The organism is Microbacterium sp., from assembly GCF_051953575.1.
GTDB lineage: Bacteria > Actinomycetota > Actinomycetes > Actinomycetales > Microbacteriaceae > Microbacterium.
Map to the genome: position 1 here is coordinate 17,568 of NZ_JBQCIP010000133.1, position 16,330 is coordinate 33,897.

17 protein-coding genes are annotated in these 16,330 nt (G+C 71.3%); 8 read left to right on the forward strand and 9 right to left on the reverse strand.

What is annotated here, in order from left to right; genetic code table 11:
- Positions 1–52 precede the first annotated feature (52 nt).
- Positions 53–1,186 (forward strand): helix-turn-helix transcriptional regulator, encoded by a 1,134-nt coding sequence (locus ACTHNQ_RS08590; RefSeq protein ID WP_440332833.1) that lies wholly within the window; start codon positions 53–55, stop codon positions 1,184–1,186.
- A gap of 17 nt (positions 1,187–1,203) precedes the next feature.
- Here the strand turns inward: ACTHNQ_RS08590 and ACTHNQ_RS08595 are convergent, their stop codons facing one another.
- Positions 1,204–2,622 carry an MFS transporter gene (locus ACTHNQ_RS08595; RefSeq protein ID WP_440332835.1) on the reverse strand — a complete coding sequence of 473 codons (1,419 nt, stop codon included), beginning with the start codon at positions 2,620–2,622 and terminating at the stop codon, positions 1,204–1,206.
- Between the two features lie 117 nt (positions 2,623–2,739).
- On the opposite strand from ACTHNQ_RS08595, the gene ACTHNQ_RS08600 reads away from it, so the two are divergent.
- Positions 2,740–3,399 carry a TetR/AcrR family transcriptional regulator gene (locus ACTHNQ_RS08600; RefSeq protein ID WP_440332837.1) on the forward strand — a complete coding sequence of 220 codons (660 nt, stop codon included), beginning with the start codon at positions 2,740–2,742 and terminating at the stop codon, positions 3,397–3,399.
- 10 nt (positions 3,400–3,409) lie between these two features.
- On the forward strand, positions 3,410–4,243 hold the full coding sequence (locus tag ACTHNQ_RS08605; RefSeq protein ID WP_440332839.1) for an esterase/lipase family protein: 834 nt from the start codon (positions 3,410–3,412) through the stop codon (positions 4,241–4,243).
- Between the two features lie 71 nt (positions 4,244–4,314).
- On the opposite strand, the gene ACTHNQ_RS08610 is transcribed toward ACTHNQ_RS08605, so the two are convergent.
- Positions 4,315–5,070 (reverse strand): SDR family NAD(P)-dependent oxidoreductase, encoded by a 756-nt coding sequence (locus ACTHNQ_RS08610; RefSeq protein WP_440332841.1) that lies wholly within the window; start codon positions 5,068–5,070, stop codon positions 4,315–4,317.
- A 108-nt stretch (positions 5,071–5,178) separates the two neighbouring features.
- Here ACTHNQ_RS08610 and ACTHNQ_RS08615 point away from each other — a divergent pair, with 108 nt between their 5' ends.
- Complete coding sequence (locus ACTHNQ_RS08615; protein ID WP_440332842.1) at positions 5,179–5,760, forward strand: TetR/AcrR family transcriptional regulator; 582 nt, start codon at positions 5,179–5,181, stop codon at positions 5,758–5,760.
- A gap of 6 nt (positions 5,761–5,766) precedes the next feature.
- Here ACTHNQ_RS08615 and ACTHNQ_RS08620 read toward each other — a convergent pair whose 3' ends face one another.
- Together ACTHNQ_RS08620 and ACTHNQ_RS08625 are read right to left on the reverse strand one after the other, a co-directional pair.
- Entirely contained in the window at positions 5,767–6,132 is a 366-nt protein-coding gene (locus tag ACTHNQ_RS08620) for an HNH endonuclease (protein ID WP_440332844.1), read from the reverse strand.
- A gap of 9 nt (positions 6,133–6,141) precedes the next feature.
- Complete coding sequence (locus tag ACTHNQ_RS08625) at positions 6,142–6,975, reverse strand: Cof-type HAD-IIB family hydrolase (RefSeq protein WP_440332846.1); 834 nt, start codon at positions 6,973–6,975, stop codon at positions 6,142–6,144.
- 91 nt (positions 6,976–7,066) lie between these two features.
- Between ACTHNQ_RS08625 and pgi the strand changes: the two genes are divergently transcribed.
- Together pgi and ACTHNQ_RS08635 are read left to right on the forward strand one after the other, a co-directional pair.
- Positions 7,067–8,749: a glucose-6-phosphate isomerase gene (gene pgi, locus ACTHNQ_RS08630; RefSeq protein ID WP_440332848.1), complete on the forward strand. Its 1,683-nt coding sequence runs from the start codon at positions 7,067–7,069 to the stop codon at positions 8,747–8,749.
- Positions 8,750–9,011: 262 nt separating this feature from the next.
- The gene (locus ACTHNQ_RS08635) at positions 9,012–9,914 is read left to right on the forward strand and encodes a phospholipase (RefSeq protein ID WP_440332850.1); all 903 of its coding nucleotides are present in this window, start codon (positions 9,012–9,014) and stop codon (positions 9,912–9,914) included.
- Positions 9,915–10,150: 236 nt separating this feature from the next.
- Here the strand turns inward: ACTHNQ_RS08635 and ACTHNQ_RS08640 are convergent, their stop codons facing one another.
- Both ACTHNQ_RS08640 and ACTHNQ_RS08645 read right to left on the reverse strand, forming a co-directional pair.
- Positions 10,151–10,852 carry a DUF899 domain-containing protein gene (locus ACTHNQ_RS08640; protein WP_440332852.1) on the reverse strand — a complete coding sequence of 234 codons (702 nt, stop codon included), beginning with the start codon at positions 10,850–10,852 and terminating at the stop codon, positions 10,151–10,153.
- 126 nt (positions 10,853–10,978) lie between these two features.
- Positions 10,979–11,431 (reverse strand): hypothetical protein, encoded by a 453-nt coding sequence (locus tag ACTHNQ_RS08645; protein WP_440332854.1) that lies wholly within the window; start codon positions 11,429–11,431, stop codon positions 10,979–10,981.
- Positions 11,432–11,527: 96 nt separating this feature from the next.
- Between ACTHNQ_RS08645 and ACTHNQ_RS08650 the strand changes: the two genes are divergently transcribed.
- A complete protein-coding gene (locus tag ACTHNQ_RS08650; RefSeq protein WP_440332856.1) occupies positions 11,528–12,808 on the forward strand; it encodes an MFS transporter in 1,281 nt (426 codons plus the stop codon).
- Between the two features lie 46 nt (positions 12,809–12,854).
- Here the strand turns inward: ACTHNQ_RS08650 and ACTHNQ_RS08655 are convergent, their stop codons facing one another.
- From ACTHNQ_RS08655 to ACTHNQ_RS08665, 3 genes are all read right to left on the reverse strand, one after another.
- Positions 12,855–13,337 (reverse strand): tetratricopeptide repeat protein, encoded by a 483-nt coding sequence (locus ACTHNQ_RS08655; RefSeq protein ID WP_440332858.1) that lies wholly within the window; start codon positions 13,335–13,337, stop codon positions 12,855–12,857.
- 169 nt (positions 13,338–13,506) lie between these two features.
- Entirely contained in the window at positions 13,507–14,580 is a 1,074-nt protein-coding gene (locus ACTHNQ_RS08660) for a 3-deoxy-7-phosphoheptulonate synthase (protein WP_440332860.1), read from the reverse strand.
- A gap of 229 nt (positions 14,581–14,809) precedes the next feature.
- On the reverse strand, positions 14,810–15,457 hold the full coding sequence (locus tag ACTHNQ_RS08665; RefSeq protein WP_440332862.1) for a hypothetical protein: 648 nt from the start codon (positions 15,455–15,457) through the stop codon (positions 14,810–14,812).
- Positions 15,458–15,571: 114 nt separating this feature from the next.
- Between ACTHNQ_RS08665 and ACTHNQ_RS08670 the strand changes: the two genes are divergently transcribed.
- Positions 15,572–16,114: an NUDIX domain-containing protein gene (locus ACTHNQ_RS08670; RefSeq protein ID WP_440332864.1), complete on the forward strand. Its 543-nt coding sequence runs from the start codon at positions 15,572–15,574 to the stop codon at positions 16,112–16,114.
- Positions 16,115–16,330: the final 216 nt, after the last annotated feature.

The following is a 16,330-nucleotide window of genomic DNA, read 5'->3' on the forward strand; positions in this document are numbered from 1 at the left end:
CCCCACAACTCTGGGATATCGCGTCCGCCGCCGGAGGCCCATACTGGTGACCATGGGGAGCACGCTGACGATCGACCGCGCACGCGGGGACCTCGACGTGCTCTCGCGAGCCGGACTGGGCTTGGAGGAGTTCGTCGCCGAAGCCGTCGAGACCGTCCAGCGCGCGGTGCCCTGGCAGGGCGCCTGCGTGGGGACGCACGACCCGGTCACCATGATGCTCACCAGTGGGCGCAAGTTCGGCGACCTCGCCGATCACGATTCCCTGGACGGGCTCTTCTCGATCATCGAGTACGGCTCGGACGAGCGATCCACGTTCCAGGCGCTCGCGGCCTCCCCTCATCGCGCGATCGGCATGCAGACGTCCCTGCCCGACTATGTCGATCGCTCAGAGCGGTTCACCCGGCTGGTCCGCCCGCACTTCGGCTACGCCGACGAGGCACGGCTGGCGTTCCGCGATCAGCTGGGGATGTGGGGCGGCATGGCGCTGTTCCGCGCAGCGGACGACCCATGGTTCGACGAGGACGAGATCGCGTTCCTCGCCTCGGTCTCGGACGCCATGGCCAGGGGCGTTCGCGCCGGCATGCTCACCCGCCTCGCCGACCCCGCCCTGCCCGATGCGGAGGCGTCCGGGCCCGCGGTGATCATCGTCGACGCCGACGACCAGGTGACACACATCAGCGTCGGCGCGGAGGAGCGGTTGGCCCAGTTGCAGGCGTTCGCGCACTCCACCGACCCGCTCGGCACGGTGTTCGCCCTCGTCACGGCCGCACGGAGGATGCGACGCAGCGAGACCGACGCCGCACCGCGTGCTCGCCTGCGGACGGCGTCGGGCATCTGGCTGGTCGTCCACGCCGCGCCCCTCGCGATGCGCGACGGCATGAGCGGGCAGGTCGTGGTCACCATCGAGCAGGCGCGGCCGCCCGAGATCATCGAACTGGTGGTCGCCGCCTTCGGTCTCACCGTCCGCGAGCGCGACGTCACACGGCTGGTGCTCCAGGGCGTCGAGACGAAAGAGATCGCGATGGCTCTGCATGTGTCGACCTACACCGTGCAGGACCACCTGAAGGCGGTCTTCGACAAGGCGGGCGTCCGCAGCCGCCGCGAGCTGATCTCGCGGGTCTACTTCGACCAGTATGTGCCTCGCCTGGGCCGAGCCGTCGGTCCCTCCGGCTGGTTCTCCGGCTGACAGCCGGCCCGTGCGCCTCAGCGAAGGCCCGCGCGCAGATCCTCGCCCGCCTCACCCACCGCTGTCGTCACTTCGGCGGCGGCATCCCGATCCCCGTCCGGCGCGGCGGCGACCGCCGTGGCGTACGCGTGGCTCAGGTCGCGGTAGGGCTTCGAGACGAAGGCGAGCAGCACGACGAGCAGCAGCACGAGACTCGCCCCCACGAAGGCGAGCGCGATGCCGCGGGCCTCGCCCTCGCCGAGCAGCCAGCCGAACGTGTTCTGCCCCTCGGGCGATTCCATGTACGGGATGAGCCAGAACTGCGCGATCGGGCCGATGATGAACGCCGAGATCGGCGCGGCCGCGGACTCGACGCTCGCGGCGAATCCGAAGACGCGCCCCTGCCTGTCGAACGGCACGACACGCTGCACGATGGTCTGCTCCGACGCCTCGGCGATCGGCATGAGGCACATGAAGATGAGGATCCCGAGGGCGTAGACCCACCACAGCTCCCGGATGGCGAACGTCATGCCGAGCAGGGCGATGCCGATGTTGACCAGCAGCATCGTGCGCACGGGGTTCTTGCCGAGGCCGAACTTCGCCACGAGCGCACCGCCGATGATGAACCCGAAGCTCGTGACGCCCAGCACGATGCCCCACATCTCGACCGAGAAGAGGGTCAGTCCGTACGGATCCATGAGCGCCATGAAGACGCCGCCCACAAGGTTGTTGAACGTCGAGAACAGCACGAGCGCGAGCAGGCCCGGCACCGCGAGCACCGCGGGGATCACGCCCCGGAAGCCGAAGCCCTTCGGCGCCCCTCCTTCGACGTGGGCGATGCCGCGTTCGGGGATCGGCACGAACAGCAGGTGCACGAGGGCGATGCCGGTCGCGGCGATCGCGATCGCCACCGTCCACCCCATGCCGAGGATGCCGACGGACAGCCCCGAGAACACGCTCGTCACCATGAACGCGATGCCCTGGACGGCTCCGACGAGGCCGTTCGCGCGGTCGCGCTGGCCGGCCGGGACGAGGAGCGTCACGGTCGTCGACAGCGCGATGTTGCGCAGGTTCTCGACGACCCCGCCGATGAGGATCACGCCGGCGAAGAGCCAGAACCACGGTCCGGTCCAGTCCAGCAGCGCGCTCTCGGGGAAGGCGAGGAACATCGCCCCCGCAAGCAGGTACGCGACGGTCGTGACGATGCTCGACAGCATCATGACCGCCTTCTTCTTCATGCGGTCGACGAGCACGCCGAACACGACGCCGAACACGGCGACCAGCAGCATGTAGGACCCGCCGATGATGGCGGTGGCCAGCACCGACTGCGTCTCGAGGTACACCCAGAAGGTCAGCGCGAACCACAGGTAGCTGCTCGTGACGTTCGCGACTGCGGTGTTCACGAGCACCTGGTGGAAGGCACGGACGGTGCGGGGTCCGGGGGTCGGCTGGCTCATCACGGCTGCTCCGGCGTGTTCAATGGTGGGGCGGGGTCTTGCGGGGACCTAAGCTTGATGTGGACACTGTTCACATCGCAGATGTTCACACCGTACACACTCGGGCGGGAGCGCGCAATGACCTCACCTGCCGTGCGCACCTATCACCACGGGGATCTGCGCCGCGCACTCATCGACGAGGGGCTGCAACTGGCCCGCACCGGTGGGCCCGCCGCCGTCACCCTGCGCGAGGCCACCCGCGCCGTCGGCGTCTCGCCGAACGCGGCCTACCGCCACTTCGCCGACCGCGACGCGCTCGTGCACGCCGTCGCCCACGAGGCGCAGCGCGCCCTCGCCGCTGCGATCCTCGACCGTGTCGCCGCGACGCCGGGCGACCTGCCTGCGCAGCATGCGTCCGTCGAGCGCCTGCGCCGCGTCGGCTTCGGGTACATCGCATTCGCGCGCGCCGAGCCCGGCTGGTTTGAGACGGCGTTCTTCACGCAGGACACGCAGGCGAGCGCGGGCATCGTCACGCTCGACGACGAGATCGTCGCACCCTTCCGCGTGCTGATGGACACGCTCGACGCGATGGTGACCGCCGGCGCCCTCGCCGCCGAACGGCGCCCGTTCGCCGAGTGGGCATGCTGGTCGGCGGTCCACGGCTTCGCCGACATCGCCGTGCACGGCCCCGTCCGCTGGCAGCCGCCGGAGGTCGTCGACGCCCTCGCCGCGGCGGTCGTGGAATCCGCGATCACCGGCGTGCTCGGGGCCCCCGCTCCGAGCACCGCGACCTCCTAGACTGACCCGCATGTCCGACGCCCCGGCCGCGCGCATCCCGGTGCTGCGCCGCGCGCTGTGGTGGGCGGCCGACTACGTCTACGCGGCACGGCGCCAGCTCGCCGTGCTGTCGCTGCCGTGGGCCATCGGCCGCCCGCGCCCGGCGCCGGACGCATGGCGTCGGGGCGATCCGGATCTGCCGGAGGTGTACCTCGTGCCGGGGGTGTACGAGCATTGGACGTTCCTCCGGCCCCTCGGCGACGCGCTCGCCGCGGCCGGTCACCGGGTGCGGGTCGTCCACGGACTCGGGGTGAACCGGCGCAGCATCGCCGACACCGCCGACCGGCTGGCGAAGCTCCTGGCCGAGACACCCGCGCCGTCCGCGGGCCGCGTCCTCGTCGCGCACAGCAAGGGCGGCCTCATCGGCAAGCACCTGCTCGTCTCGTCCGGCGCTGCCCGGCGCGCAGCGGCCGAGGCCGCCGACGGCGGAGACCCCGCTGCGGCCGCCGCGGCTGCACCTGCGCCCGACCGGCGGCGTCCTCTGGGAGTGCTCGGGCTGGTCGCCGTCGCGACGCCGTTCGGGGGCTCGCGGCTGGCGAGCCTGTTCGTGGTGCCCAGCATCCGCGCCTTCCGGCCGAAGGACGAGACGATCGTGACCCTCGGGCGCGAGACGTCGGTCAACGGCCGCATCGTGTCGATCTTCGGCCCGTACGACCCGCACATCCCCGAGGGGAGCGCCTTGGACGGGGCGACGAACGTGGCCGTGCCGGCCGCGGGGCACTTCCGGGTGCTCGACTCGGCTGCGACCCGTCGCGCCGTTCTCGACGGCATCGCGCTGCTCGCGAAGGACGACGCCTCCGGCTGACGGGCCGCACCCCGGCACAGGCGAAGCGGCCCGCGCGTTCGGGTCGCGCGGGCCGCTCGTTCAGGGGTCGATCACTGTGCGGCGTAGCCGCCGTCGACCAGGTGGTAGCTGCCGCTGACGAAGCTCGCGGCGTCCGAGGCGAGGAAGGCGACGATGTTCGCGACCTCCTGCGGGTCGCCGAGGCGGCCGAGTGCATGCTTGCCGGCCAGCGCCGCCTGCGCGTCGGCGTCGAGGTTCGCGTCCACCAGGGGCGTGTGGATGAAGCCCGGGCCGACCGCGTTCACGCGGACACCCTGCGTTCCGTACTCCAGCGCGGCGTTCTTGGTGAGACCCACCACGCCGTGCTTGGCGGTGACGTACGCGGACGACATCGGGATGCCGACAGAGCCCAGCACCGACGAGATGTTCACGATTGAGCCGCCGCCGTTCCTGGCGATGGCGGGCGCCTGGGCGCGCGTGCCGTAGAACACGGCGTTGAGGTTGATCTCGATGACCTTCTGCCACGAGTCGATCGGGTACTCGCCGATGGGCGCGGCCGCACCGCCGATGCCGGCGTTGTTGACCGCGATGCGCAGGGGCGCCAGTGCCTCGGCGGCGTCGACCGCCGCCTGGCCGACCGCGGGGTCCGACACGTCTCCGACGAACGCGGCGGCGGTTCCGCCCGCGCTCGCGATCTCGGCGACGACCGCGTCGGCGGCCTCCTGCCGCACGTCGGCGACGAGTACGGCAGCGCCGTTCGCCGCGAGGGTGAGGGCGACCGCCCGGCCGATGCCGGACCCGGCGCCCGTGACGATGGCGGAGCGTTCCGCGACATCGTACGTAGCCATGATGTACCTCCGTTGGCGGCGTCATCGCGTGGCGCCGATCAATTATCCGACAGTTGTCGGTTATGTATGAGTTAACCTACACCTGTCGAAAAGATTCCCGGAGGCAGCATGGACCCCCGCAAGCAGCGCAGCCAAGCGCGCCTCTACGCCGCCGCGCTGGGGCTCGCCGCCGACCGGCCGATGTCCGAGCTGTCGGTCACCCAGATCGCCGAGGCGGCGGGAGTGCACCGGTCGACGTTCTACGAGCACGCCGACTCGCCGCAGTCGCTTGTCGAGGCGGCCCTCACCGCCGAGCTCGACCTGCTGCGCGACGCGCTGATGTCGGATCGATCGGATGCCGCCACCTCGCTGGACACGGTCACCCGCGGCGTGCTGGAGCACGTCCTGCGCCACGCCGACATCTACCGGCGCGAGCTCTCGGACGGCGGCGGGGCGCTGCACGCGATGCTCAGCCGTCACTTCCGGGGCACGAGCGAGGCGCTGATCGAGCGCGGGCGCGTCGCGATCGACATCGCGGTCGAGGGGACGCCACGCTCCGACGTCACCGATGCGGCCGCCCGGTTCCTGGCGGACGGCACCGTCGGCCTCATCGACGGGTGGCTGCGACTCCCCCACCCGCAGGTCGAGCAGTTCCTGCGCCTTTACGCGGCGCTGCTGCCCGACTGGTGGCCGCACCGCCCCGCGGTCTGAGCGCGATCAGGACTCCCCGGCGGCCGAAGAGGTCCCGCGCCACGCGGCGAGCACCTCGACGTGTCGGAGCAGGAAGGCGCGCTCGTCGAGCCGCTTGCGCCGGAGCCACCCGGTCACCTCGTCGTTGCTCTTGCTCGCGTTGCACGAACGGCACGCCGGGACGACGTTCTCGAACGTGTAGCGGCCGCCCCGAGAGATGGGCAGCACGCAGTCCCTCTGCAGGGCCACACCGTCAGCGCCGCAGTATGCGCACGCACCCCAGGCCTCCAGCAGCGCCTCCCACTCGTCGAGGGTGAGGTCGTTGTCAGCCGCGGCGACGCGGCGCGCGCGCCGACGCGACGCCCGCGCGCGACGGGTCTGACTGACGGCCATGCCCACACCCTACGGCGCGGGGGCGGCTTCTTCGGGGAGGCCGTCCAGCAGCTTCTCGATCGTGGTCAGGACGCCGTGATCGAGATTCGACGGCGCGGCAAAGCGTGCGCGCTCGGCGACGAGCGGGTGGGCGTTGGCCATCGCGAACGACAGGGCGGCGGCATCCATCATCTCGAGGTCGTTCAGATAGTCGCCGAACGCGGCGGTCTGATCACGGGTGATGCCGGTCGCCGCCTGGAGCCGTTCGAGGGCCACTCCTTTGTTGACCCCCAGGTTCATGACGTCGATCCAGTGCTCGCCCGACACGACGACCTGGTGGGTGGCGCGCAGGTCCTCCAGCGCCGGCGCGGTCGTGGCCGCATCCTCGAAATCGAAGATCGCGACCTTGAGGATCTGGTCGTCCACCTTCAGCAGGTCACCGACCACCTCGAGACGTGCGTAGTACTTGTCAGCCTCCGCACGGAACGCGTCGTCGGCGCGCTCGATGTACGCCGAGCGCTTTCCGCACACGACGACCCCGAGATCGCGGCCTTCGATCGCCCGGACCCTCGTAATGAGGGATGCCGTGAACGCGGCGTCCATCGCGTCCGAGCTGATCTCGACCCCGCCCTCGACGACGTAGGCGCCGTTCTCGGCGAGGAACACCATGTGGTCGAGGTGGTCGGCGAACGCGCGCTGCAGCGTCGCGAGCTGCCGCCCGCTGGCCGGGGCGAAGCGGATGCCCCTTTCGTGCAGACGGTCGAGCAGCGGCCACAGGGCATCGGGGATGCGGCCGTCGCCGTCGAGCAGCGTGCCGTCCATGTCGACGGCGATCAGGCGAAGGTCTGGAGAGGGGAAAGGCATCGTCTCGAGCGTACGCGGCTCACTCCGACGGACGCCGCGCGGTGAGCAACACGAAACCGCCGGTGCCACCGCCCCGAGTACCTTAGGGTTCGTGACCGCTCCCGTCGATGCCACCACCACGCCCGCCTGGTCCGAGCTCAGCTCGATCCGGGATTCGTTCGCCCCCGATCTGCGCGACTGGTTCGCGATCGATCCCCGCCGCGCCGAACGGCTGAGCTTCGAGCTCGCCGACCTGCACGTCGACCTGTCGAAGAACCTCGTGACCGACGAGATCCTCGCCGCGCTCGTGCGGCTGGCGGAGCAGACGGGCGTCGCCGAGCGGTACGCTGCGATGCTCGCCGGCGAGCACATCAACACCACCGAGGACCGCGCGGTGCTCCACACGGCGCTCCGCCGCCCGGCCGGCGCCCAGCCCCCGCTGGTCGTCGACGGGCAGCACATCGACGACGACGTGCAGTCGGTGCTCTCGGCCATGACCGTGTTCGCCGACCGCGTACGTGCCGGCGAGTGGACCGGCGTGACCGGCAAGAAGGTCACGCACATCGTGAACATCGGCATCGGCGGATCCGATCTCGGACCGGTGATGATCTCGGCGGCGCTCGAGCCCTACGCGACAGCCGGGATCCAGGCGCGCTTCGTGTCGAACATCGACCCGTTCGACATCGCGAACAAGACGAAGGACCTCGACCCCGAGACGACCCTCTTCATCGTCGCCTCGAAGACCTTCACGACCCTCGAGACCCTCACCAACGCTCGACTCGCCCGCGACTGGCTGTGGGCGGGCCTGCAGGCCTCCGGCGCGATCGACGGCACGGACGAGGCGAAGACGGATGCCGTCGCCCACCACTTCGTCGCGGTCTCGACCGCCCTCGACAAGGTCGCCGCTTTCGGCATCGATCCCGTCAACGCCTTCGGCTTCTGGGACTGGGTCGGCGGCCGCTACTCCGTCGACTCGGCCATCGGCCTTTCGCTCATGATCGAGCTCGGTCCCGATGTGTTCCGCGAACTGCTCGCCGGGTTCCACGCCGTCGACGAGCACGTCGCGAACACCCCGCTCGAGCGCAACGTCCCGGTGCTCATGGGCCTGCTCAACGTCTGGTACTCGAACTTCCTCGGCGCGCAGTCACACGCGGTGCTCCCCTATGCGCAGCAACTCAGCCGCTTCGCCGCGTACCTGCAGCAGCTGACGATGGAGTCCAACGGCAAGTCGGTGCGCTGGGACGGGTCGCCCGTCACCACCGACACCGGCGAGGTGTTCTGGGGTGAGCCCGGCACGAACGGCCAGCACGCGTTCTACCAGCTCATCCACCAGGGCACCCGCCTGATCCCCGCGGACTTCATCGCGTTCGCGAACCCGGCGTACCCGCTGGAGGACGGCGGACGCGACGTGCACGGCCTGTTCCTGTCGAACTTCCTCGCGCAGACCAAGGCGCTCGCCTTCGGCAAGACCGCCGCAGAGGTCGAGGCCGAGGGCACGACCGGCCCCCTGGTGGCCGCCCGCACCTTCGCCGGCAACAAGCCGACGACGTCGATCTTCGCGCCGGCGCTCACGCCCGCCGTGCTCGGCCAGCTCGTCGCGCTGTACGAGCACATCACGTTCACGCAGGGCGTGATCTGGGGGGTCAACTCGTTCGATCAGTGGGGCGTCGAGCTCGGCAAGCAGCTCGCCCTGCAGATCGCTCCGGCCATCGAAGGGGACGAGGCCGCGATCGGCGCGCAGGATGCGTCGACGCGCGCCCTGCTGGCCTACTACGCCGCCCACCGCACGCGCTGAAACGCTCCCGGATGCCGCCCGCGCGGCATCCGGGACGCCCCTCCGGAACCCGCCCGTCGCACCCCCGACCAGGGCGGGTTCGGTCGTTTGCGGGCTCTCGGATCAGGCCTTTCGCCGAAATCCACTCCCACGGTTCTTCCAGGGAAACGCCAGAAGTCGTCCAGAGGCGATGAGGCAGACTCGGGGACTTGTGCGTCCGACCCGAGGACGCCGCGCGCCGTTCCCGACGGCGCGGAACCCCCCGAAGGAACGTACGTTCGTCATGCATTCAGACCAGATCGCCCCTGCCCGCCGCCCCCGTCGCCGCTTCGTCGGCGCTGCCGTCGCCGCCGGAACCGCTCTCGGAATCGTCGTCACGACCGGCCTCACCCTCGCCTCGCCGAGCCTCGCCGCCGCCGCCCCGATCGCGGCCACGGCCATCGCCTCGGTCGCCGCCCCCGACGCCACCGTCCACACCCTGCGCGACATCCGCGTGGATGCCAAGAGCACCCTGCTCGCCGCCCGCGTCGCCCTCACCGCTGCCGACAGCGTGACCGCCGACATCTCCGCCGCCGGCCTCGACATCGGCGTGGCAGACACCTCGATCGACACCGCCGACCTCTCGAAGGCGGCGGACCGTCTCGCGGACCTCGACATCGTTCCCGCCCTGCTGCTGCCCGGCCTCGCCGCCGATGCGTCGTCGGCGACCGACAAGGTGACGGCCCGTGTGGCCGACCTGCGCGAGCACCTCGACGCCGCCAAGGCGCAGAAGGCCGCCGAAGAGGCGGCCGCTGCCGCCGCGGCAGCCGCTGCCGCCGAGGCCCAGCGTCAGGCCGAGGCCGCCGCTGCCGCCGCCGCCGCGCAGGCCGCCGCCAACACCCCCGACGGCGCGAAGGCCACCGCGCGGCAGATGGCCGCGTCGAAGTACGGCTGGGGCGACGGTCAGTTCTCGTGCCTGCAGTCGCTGTGGAACAAGGAGTCGGGCTGGAACTACCAGGCCTACAACCGCAACGGCGGCGCCACCGGCATCCCGCAGGCGCTCCCCGGCAACAAGATGGCCAGCGCCGGCGCCGACTGGCAGACCAACGCCGCGACGCAGATCGCGTGGGGCCTCGGCTACATCGCATCGTCGTACGGCACGCCCTGTGCCGCGTGGTCGCACTCGCAGGCGGTCAACTGGTACTGATCCCGCCCCGCGATCAGGCGGACGCGGATGCCGCACCCACCGCTGGGTGCGGCATCCGCGTTCTCATGACGACGGCTGGGGCCCGGCGTCCGAGGCCCACGCGGTCACGGCGACCGTCGAGCCCTCGACGATGTCGAGGTCGAAGGCGAGCGGCCACGAGCCGCGCTCCATCCCCGCGGTGGGCGCGGCGTAGACCGCCTTGGCGACGAGCCACGCGCACCGGATTCGTGGCTTGGTCAGCCGTTCGCACCCGGCCCGTAGAGCTGTGCGACCTTCTGCGAGCTGAACCAGCCGTCGTAGGTGGGCGTCCTCGGCCAGCCCTCGGGTGAGTCCTGCCATTCCTCGCGCCGTCCGTACGGAAGCAGATCGATGAGCCCGAACTCGTACGAGAGCCGCTCGGTGCCCCGGCCGTTGGTGTGCCACGTGCGGTAGACGGTGTCGCCGTCACGCAGGAACACGTTCACCGCGAACCCGCCGCCGGCCGGGGCGTCCATGTCGGCTCCGAACGGGCTGTCGGCCGTCGAGTACCACTCCATGCGGTTGCCGACCTTCTGCTTGTACGCGAGCGCCTCGTCGATCGGGCCCTGGGTGACGATGACGAAGCGGGCGTCGTACGGGTCGAGGAACTCCAGCCGATCGAACTGCGCCGTGAACCCGGTGCAGCCGGGGCACTGCCACTCCTTGCCCTCGAACCACATGTGGTTGTACACGATCAGCTGCGAGCGCCCCTCGAACATGTCGGCCAGCCGGACGGGCCCGTCCTTGCCGACGAGCGTGTAGTCGGGCAGCTCCACCATGGGCAGGCGGCGCCGCTGCGCCGCGATGGCGTCGAGCTCCCGCGTCGCCGCCTTCTCTCGCACCCGCAGCGCGGCGAGTTCGCGACGCCACTCCTCGGCGTCGACGACGGGCGGAAGGGCGTTCTGGGTCGTGCTCTGCATCAGGACCTCCGAGTGGGCGAATGCGTATGTTCACACCGTACACATCTGAGGTCCGGCGTCAAGGGGTCACGGCGCCGCAGGCCGTGCTCTGCGGATCGGATGCCGCAGGCCGGTGCCGGTTCGGCGTCACGCGATCGTCGCGAGCTCCCCCGGGAGCCGCTCGAACGTGCGAGCGTGCGCCGCGCGGGCGTGCTTCGTCATGTAGCCGACGAGCGGAGCGGGCGCCGTCACGGTCGTCGTCTCCTCGACGACCGTGCCGCCGGTCGCCCGGTTCGCCGTCGTGACGGTCTGCAGCCGGCATCCCTGCGCGGCGACGACATCGCCGCGCATCGACTCCGCACCCAGCCGCGTCATGCGGGCGGGGAAGCGCATCGTGTACGGCACGCCCCACACGGTCGGCCGCTCCACGACGCGCCACTCCCACCACGGGCCGTCTTCGGCGACCCCCTCCGCCACGACCTCTGCCGACTGCAGGTAAGGGTGCAGACCGCGATGCCGGTCGAGCCGCATCAGAAAGCCGATCGCGTTCTCCGGGGGCGCATCGACGGTGGTCGTCAGGATGAAGCGGCGCGTGGACACGCCGACATCCTGCCCGAAGATCGGGGCACGCGGTTGAGCGGATGCCGCATCCCCTCCCGCCCGAGGGCCTCGAGCGCCCGCCGATAGGCTGACGACGTGCCTGGCGAAGAGGTCCGGAGCAGGCAGGACGTCCTGCGCCTGCCGGCCTTCGCGCTGTTCTGGAGCGCCGCAACGCTGCGCGCGTTCGGGGGCAGCATCGCCGGGGTCGCCTTCCAGGTGCTCATCGTCTCGGTGATCGACGCGACGCCCGTGCAGATCAGCGTGCTGAGCGCGCTCGGGGTCGCTCCCTATCTGTTCTTCGGACTCGTGATCGGGGCGCTGATGGACCGCTGGCGGCGGCAGCGCACGCTCGTGCTCACGAGCATCGGGCGCGCCGTGGTGCTCGCGGTCATCCCCGTCCTGCTGCTGAGCGGCACGCTGGGCTTCTGGTCGCTCGCCGGCGTCGTCCTCGCGCTGGGCGTGCTGACGCTGTTCGCGGACTCCGCCGCGCAGCCGCTCCTTCCCCGCATCGTGCCCCGTGAAGCGCTCGTCATGGCCAACGCCCGCCTCGGCCAGAGCCAGACCGTGGCCGAGACCGCCGGGCCGGCCCTCGGCGGCACGTTGCTGAACCTGGTCGGAGCGCCGCTGCTGTTCGCGTTCGACGCCGTGATCAACGCGATCGCCGCACTGCTGCAGTGGCGCATCGCCGTCGTCGAGCCACGGCCCGAACCCCGCGCCCCAGGCCGGCACGTCGGCCATGAGATCGCCGAGGGCATGCGGTACACGTACGGCCACCGCACCCTCCGCCCGCTCGCCCTGTCGGTGCACACATGGTTCCTCGGCAACAGCATCGTCGCGACCGCGTTCGCGGTGTTCGTGCTGCGCGAGCTCGGTCTCCCGCCATGGGCGTTCGGCATCGCCCTCGCGTGCGGTGCCGTCGGCGGCTTCACCGGCGCCGTCATCGCCCCGGCGATCGGCAGGCGGTTCGGGGCAGGTCGCGCGATCCTGCTCGGGCGCGCGCTCGTGGTGATCCCGTGGGTCGTCCTGGCGCTCGCACCCCTGACCCACCGAAGCGGCGTCGGCGTCGTGCTCGCCGTGGTCGCCGCGGCCCAGTTCGTGTACGGCCTGTCGATGGGCATCGAAGACGCGAACGACATCGCCTACCGACAGTCGGTCGCCCCCGACGGCATCCAGGGCCGCATGAACTCCACCATCCGCACCGTCAACCGCGTCGTGTTCTTCTTCGGCGCACTGCTCACCGGCGTGCTCATGACGTTCCTCGGCTACCAGCCGACGCTCGCGGTCGGCGCCGTCATCTTCGCCGTCGCCGCGGTCATCGTGCTCGTCTCGCCGCTGCGCCGCGCACGCCACGACGACCCGCCCGACACCTCGGAATGACGGATGCCGGCGGCCCCGGCGGGCCCGCACCCCCGGTGGGGACCGACTACGCGCCCTGCTGCCCGCCGAGTTCGTCGGCGTAGGCGAGGATCGAGCGACGATAGAGCGGGAGCGTCGGGGCCAGCGCCCTCAGCGCGACCGCGAGCGCCTCGTCCGGGTGCCCGGCATCGCGCAGGCACAACGCGAGGAAGGCCGAGACCGCGGCCCCGGCGACGGTCTCGTCGCCGAGCCCGCGCAGCAGCGCGGCCCCTTCCTCGGCGCGGCCGATGTTGCGCAGCGAGCTGGCGAGCTGAACGACGGCCTGCGGCATCCGCTCCCCCTCGAGCCCCGCGGCGAGCGCCGCCTCGTACCCGGCGACCGCCTCCTCCTCGCGTCCGACGAAGTCGAGCACCGACGCCCATTCGAACAACGCGGCCGGATCGTCCGCCGGGCGTTCATCCACGAGTGCGCGCATGCGGTCCACGACGACCGGGTCGGCGTCGTCCGCCGTCGTCCAGAATGCCGCGACGCGGTCGTCCCACGACGTCATCGCGTCACCATGGCCCGCCGCCGCACCGCTCGTCCGGTTCTCGTCATCGCCCCGTCGTCCTCGCTCCCGACGATGCCGCCACCGCCCGCACGATGCTAGCGCGACGACCTCGCATCAGGTCGACGGGATGCCGCCGGCCGGGCCCCAGCGCCGGCGGCGTCCCCGCACCTCAGGCGACGGCGGCGAGCTGACGCCGCCGCAGCCGCGCGGCGGCGGCGAGCTCGCCGAGCAGCGCTTCGGTGGTGTCCCAGTCGATGCACGCGTCCGTGACGGACTGGCCGTAGACGAGGGTGTCGCGGGTGTCGGCTGTCAGCTTCTGGCTGCCCCCGACCAGGAAGCTCTCGATCATCACGCCGGCGATGTCGTCGGTGTCGGCGATCTGACCGGCGAGCTCGCGCACGACCTCGGCCTGGCGCACGTGATCCTTGCCGCTGTTGGCGTGGCTGGCGTCGACCACGAGCCGGCGCGGCATGCCAGCGCGCTCGAGCAGAGCCGCCGAGGCCTCGATGTCGGCGGGGGCGTAGTTCGGCCCGCCGCGGCCGCCGCGCAGCACGACGTGGGCGGCGCGGTTGCCGGTCGTCGACACGACGGCCGCCGCGCCGGAGTCGTCGGTGCCGAAGAACACATGCCGCTGCGACGCCACGGTGCAGCCGTCGATCGCGATCTGCACGTCGCCGTCGGTGGCGTTCTTGAAGCCGATCGGCATCGAGAGCCCCGACGCCAGCTGCCGGTGGATCTGGCTCTCGGTCGTGCGTGCGCCGATGGCCCCCCAGGCGACGGCGTCGGCGATGAACTGCGGGCTGATGGGCTCCAGGAACTCGCAGCCGATCGGCAGGCCAAGGTCGAGGACGTCCAGCAGCAGACGGCGCGCGACCCGCAGGCCGCGCACGACGTCGTGGGTGCCGTCGAGGCCCGGGTCGTTGATGAGGCCCTTCCAGCCGCCCGTCGACCGGGGCTTCTCGAAGTACACCCTCATCACGACAAGCAGGTCGTCGCGGTGCTGCCCGGCCGCGACGGCGAGCCGGCGCGCGTAGTCGACCGCGGCGACGGGGTCGTGCACCGAGCACGGCCCGACGACGACCAGCAGCCGGTCGTCGTCGCCGCACAGGACGGCCTCCACCTCGGCGCGGGCATCCGTCACGGCCGCCTCGTGCGCGGGCGTCATGGGCAGCTCGCGCCGCAGCTCCGCGGGCGACGGGAGCGGGGTGAAGGAGGCGACCCGGAGGTCGTGGGTGGCGTTCATACGGGGTTCCTGTTCCCGGCGGGACCCGGGACCAGGCCACCGCCGTGTTAACGACGAAGGCAGACCCTCGAATGAGTGTCTGCCTGTGGCTCTGGAGGCGCGGAAGCGCTTATCGGCGGTCGGCCCCTCCAGAGCCACTCCGATACGCATACCAGCGGATGTCCATGCGGCGACGGTACCGGGGCACCGGCCCGAACGCCAAATCGGCTGATCCCCCCTCAGCTGCCTGTCAGCCGCCCGGGCCGACGGGATCCACCGGCGCACCGTCGCCGTTCTCCGGGATGTCGCCCCGCTCGACGGGCGCCGTCGGCCGCTCGGGGACAGCCGAGAAGAGGCGTTCGAGCTCGGCGTCCGACGGCACATGCACCGCCTGGGCCGCGCTGCGCAGATCGTCCTGCGGCGCGTCGTTCCCGCCGATCACGCGGATGATCGCGTCGCCCGACACAGCGGCGTACTCGTGGATGCCCCCGCCCGACCGGTGCCACACGCCGTCCTCATCAATGCAGGTCACCGGCGCGGCGAAGGCATCCCACAGCGGCATCGCGACGCAGGTCGCCTCCGTGAGCTCGCCGCGTTCGGTGCGGAGGGTCACCATCGCACCCGTACCGTCGCCGACCCAGGTCGCCGACATCCCGTCGGAGCCGCTCGGGCCGACCGACTGCGGCGCCAGGTCGTACCCCTCGACGTCGGTCGTGTACACCAGGTCCGGCGCGATGCCGAGCGCCGCCGCCTGCGCGGCGATGGCGTCGGCGTCCGCCGCCTGGGCGGTGTTCCCCACCGGCGTCGCACACCCGGCGAGCGAGAGCGCCAGCAGGACGGATGCCGCACGCACAGCGGCCTTCGGAGCCCGGGAGGCGAGGCGGGTGCGGCGACGCATGAAGGCAATCATGCCCGATGAGCAGACATTTCGCGTGATCGGTTCGTGGGGCGCGCGGATACCGGTGCACCGCGCATGCGGCCCTCCCGCGCACCCCGCGCCTAGTGTGGCGTCATGATCTGGCAGACGCTCGCCTCCCGCACCGTGTACGAGAACCGCTGGATCCGGGTGCGGGAGGACGACGTCATCGGGCCCGACGGCGCCGGCATCTACGGGGTGGTCGAGATGCGGCATCCCGCCGTCTTCGTCGTCGCGGTCGACCCCGACGACCGCGTGTGCCTCGTGTCGCTGTACCGCTACGCGACCGGCCGATCGTCGCTGGAGGTGCCGGCCGGCGGCTCGGACGGCGAGGACGCGCTCATCGCCGCCCGCCGCGAGCTCGAAGAAGAGACCGGGTACGCCGCGGCCGAGTGGACCGAGATCGGGCGCATGGACGCCCTGAACGGCCTCGCCGACGCACCCGAGCACGTGTTCCTCGCACGCGACCTGCGTCGCGTCGCCGACGCAGCGCACTCGCAGCACGAAGAGGGCATCGACGACGTCCGCTGGGTGCCGTTCGGCGAGGTGCTGTCGCTCATCGCCGCCGGCGAGATCACCGACGGCGAGACCATCGCGGCCCTCGCGTTCGCCGGCATCCACCTCGGTCGCTTCCGGTGATCAGCGTCGGCTTCCGGCTCTCAGCGGGTGCATAACCGACTCACAGCGAATGAATCACAAAAAGATAACGACAAACCCTTGTCGCCGTTATCTCGCCGTTATAGAGTGCTTGCACGGTAGTTGTTTTGCTGTGGCAGCTACCGACATGTGATTGCAGGACACTCTTGGTGCAAGGGACAAGGGCCGGTCGGTAGCCTCTCCGACCGGCCCTTACTC

Coding starts and splice junctions, on each gene's coding strand:
- ACTHNQ_RS08590 (WP_440332833.1), top strand. CDS start 53: ATGGGGAGCACGCTGACGATCGACCGCGCACGCGGGGACCTCGACGTG.
- ACTHNQ_RS08595 (WP_440332835.1), bottom strand. CDS start 2,622: ATGAGCCAGCCGACCCCCGGACCCCGCACCGTCCGTGCCTTCCACCAG.
- ACTHNQ_RS08600 (WP_440332837.1), top strand. CDS start 2,740: ATGACCTCACCTGCCGTGCGCACCTATCACCACGGGGATCTGCGCCGC.
- ACTHNQ_RS08605 (WP_440332839.1), top strand. CDS start 3,410: ATGTCCGACGCCCCGGCCGCGCGCATCCCGGTGCTGCGCCGCGCGCTG.
- ACTHNQ_RS08610 (WP_440332841.1), bottom strand. CDS start 5,070: ATGGCTACGTACGATGTCGCGGAACGCTCCGCCATCGTCACGGGCGCC.
- ACTHNQ_RS08615 (WP_440332842.1), top strand. CDS start 5,179: ATGGACCCCCGCAAGCAGCGCAGCCAAGCGCGCCTCTACGCCGCCGCG.
- ACTHNQ_RS08620 (WP_440332844.1), bottom strand. CDS start 6,132: ATGGCCGTCAGTCAGACCCGTCGCGCGCGGGCGTCGCGTCGGCGCGCG.
- ACTHNQ_RS08625 (WP_440332846.1), bottom strand. CDS start 6,975: ATGCCTTTCCCCTCTCCAGACCTTCGCCTGATCGCCGTCGACATGGAC.
- ACTHNQ_RS08635 (WP_440332850.1), top strand. CDS start 9,012: ATGCATTCAGACCAGATCGCCCCTGCCCGCCGCCCCCGTCGCCGCTTC.
- ACTHNQ_RS08640 (WP_440332852.1), bottom strand. CDS start 10,852: ATGCAGAGCACGACCCAGAACGCCCTTCCGCCCGTCGTCGACGCCGAG.
- ACTHNQ_RS08655 (WP_440332858.1), bottom strand. CDS start 13,337: ATGACGTCGTGGGACGACCGCGTCGCGGCATTCTGGACGACGGCGGAC.
- ACTHNQ_RS08660 (WP_440332860.1), bottom strand. CDS start 14,580: ATGAACGCCACCCACGACCTCCGGGTCGCCTCCTTCACCCCGCTCCCG.
- ACTHNQ_RS08665 (WP_440332862.1), bottom strand. CDS start 15,457: ATGCGTCGCCGCACCCGCCTCGCCTCCCGGGCTCCGAAGGCCGCTGTG.
- ACTHNQ_RS08670 (WP_440332864.1), top strand. CDS start 15,572: ATGATCTGGCAGACGCTCGCCTCCCGCACCGTGTACGAGAACCGCTGG.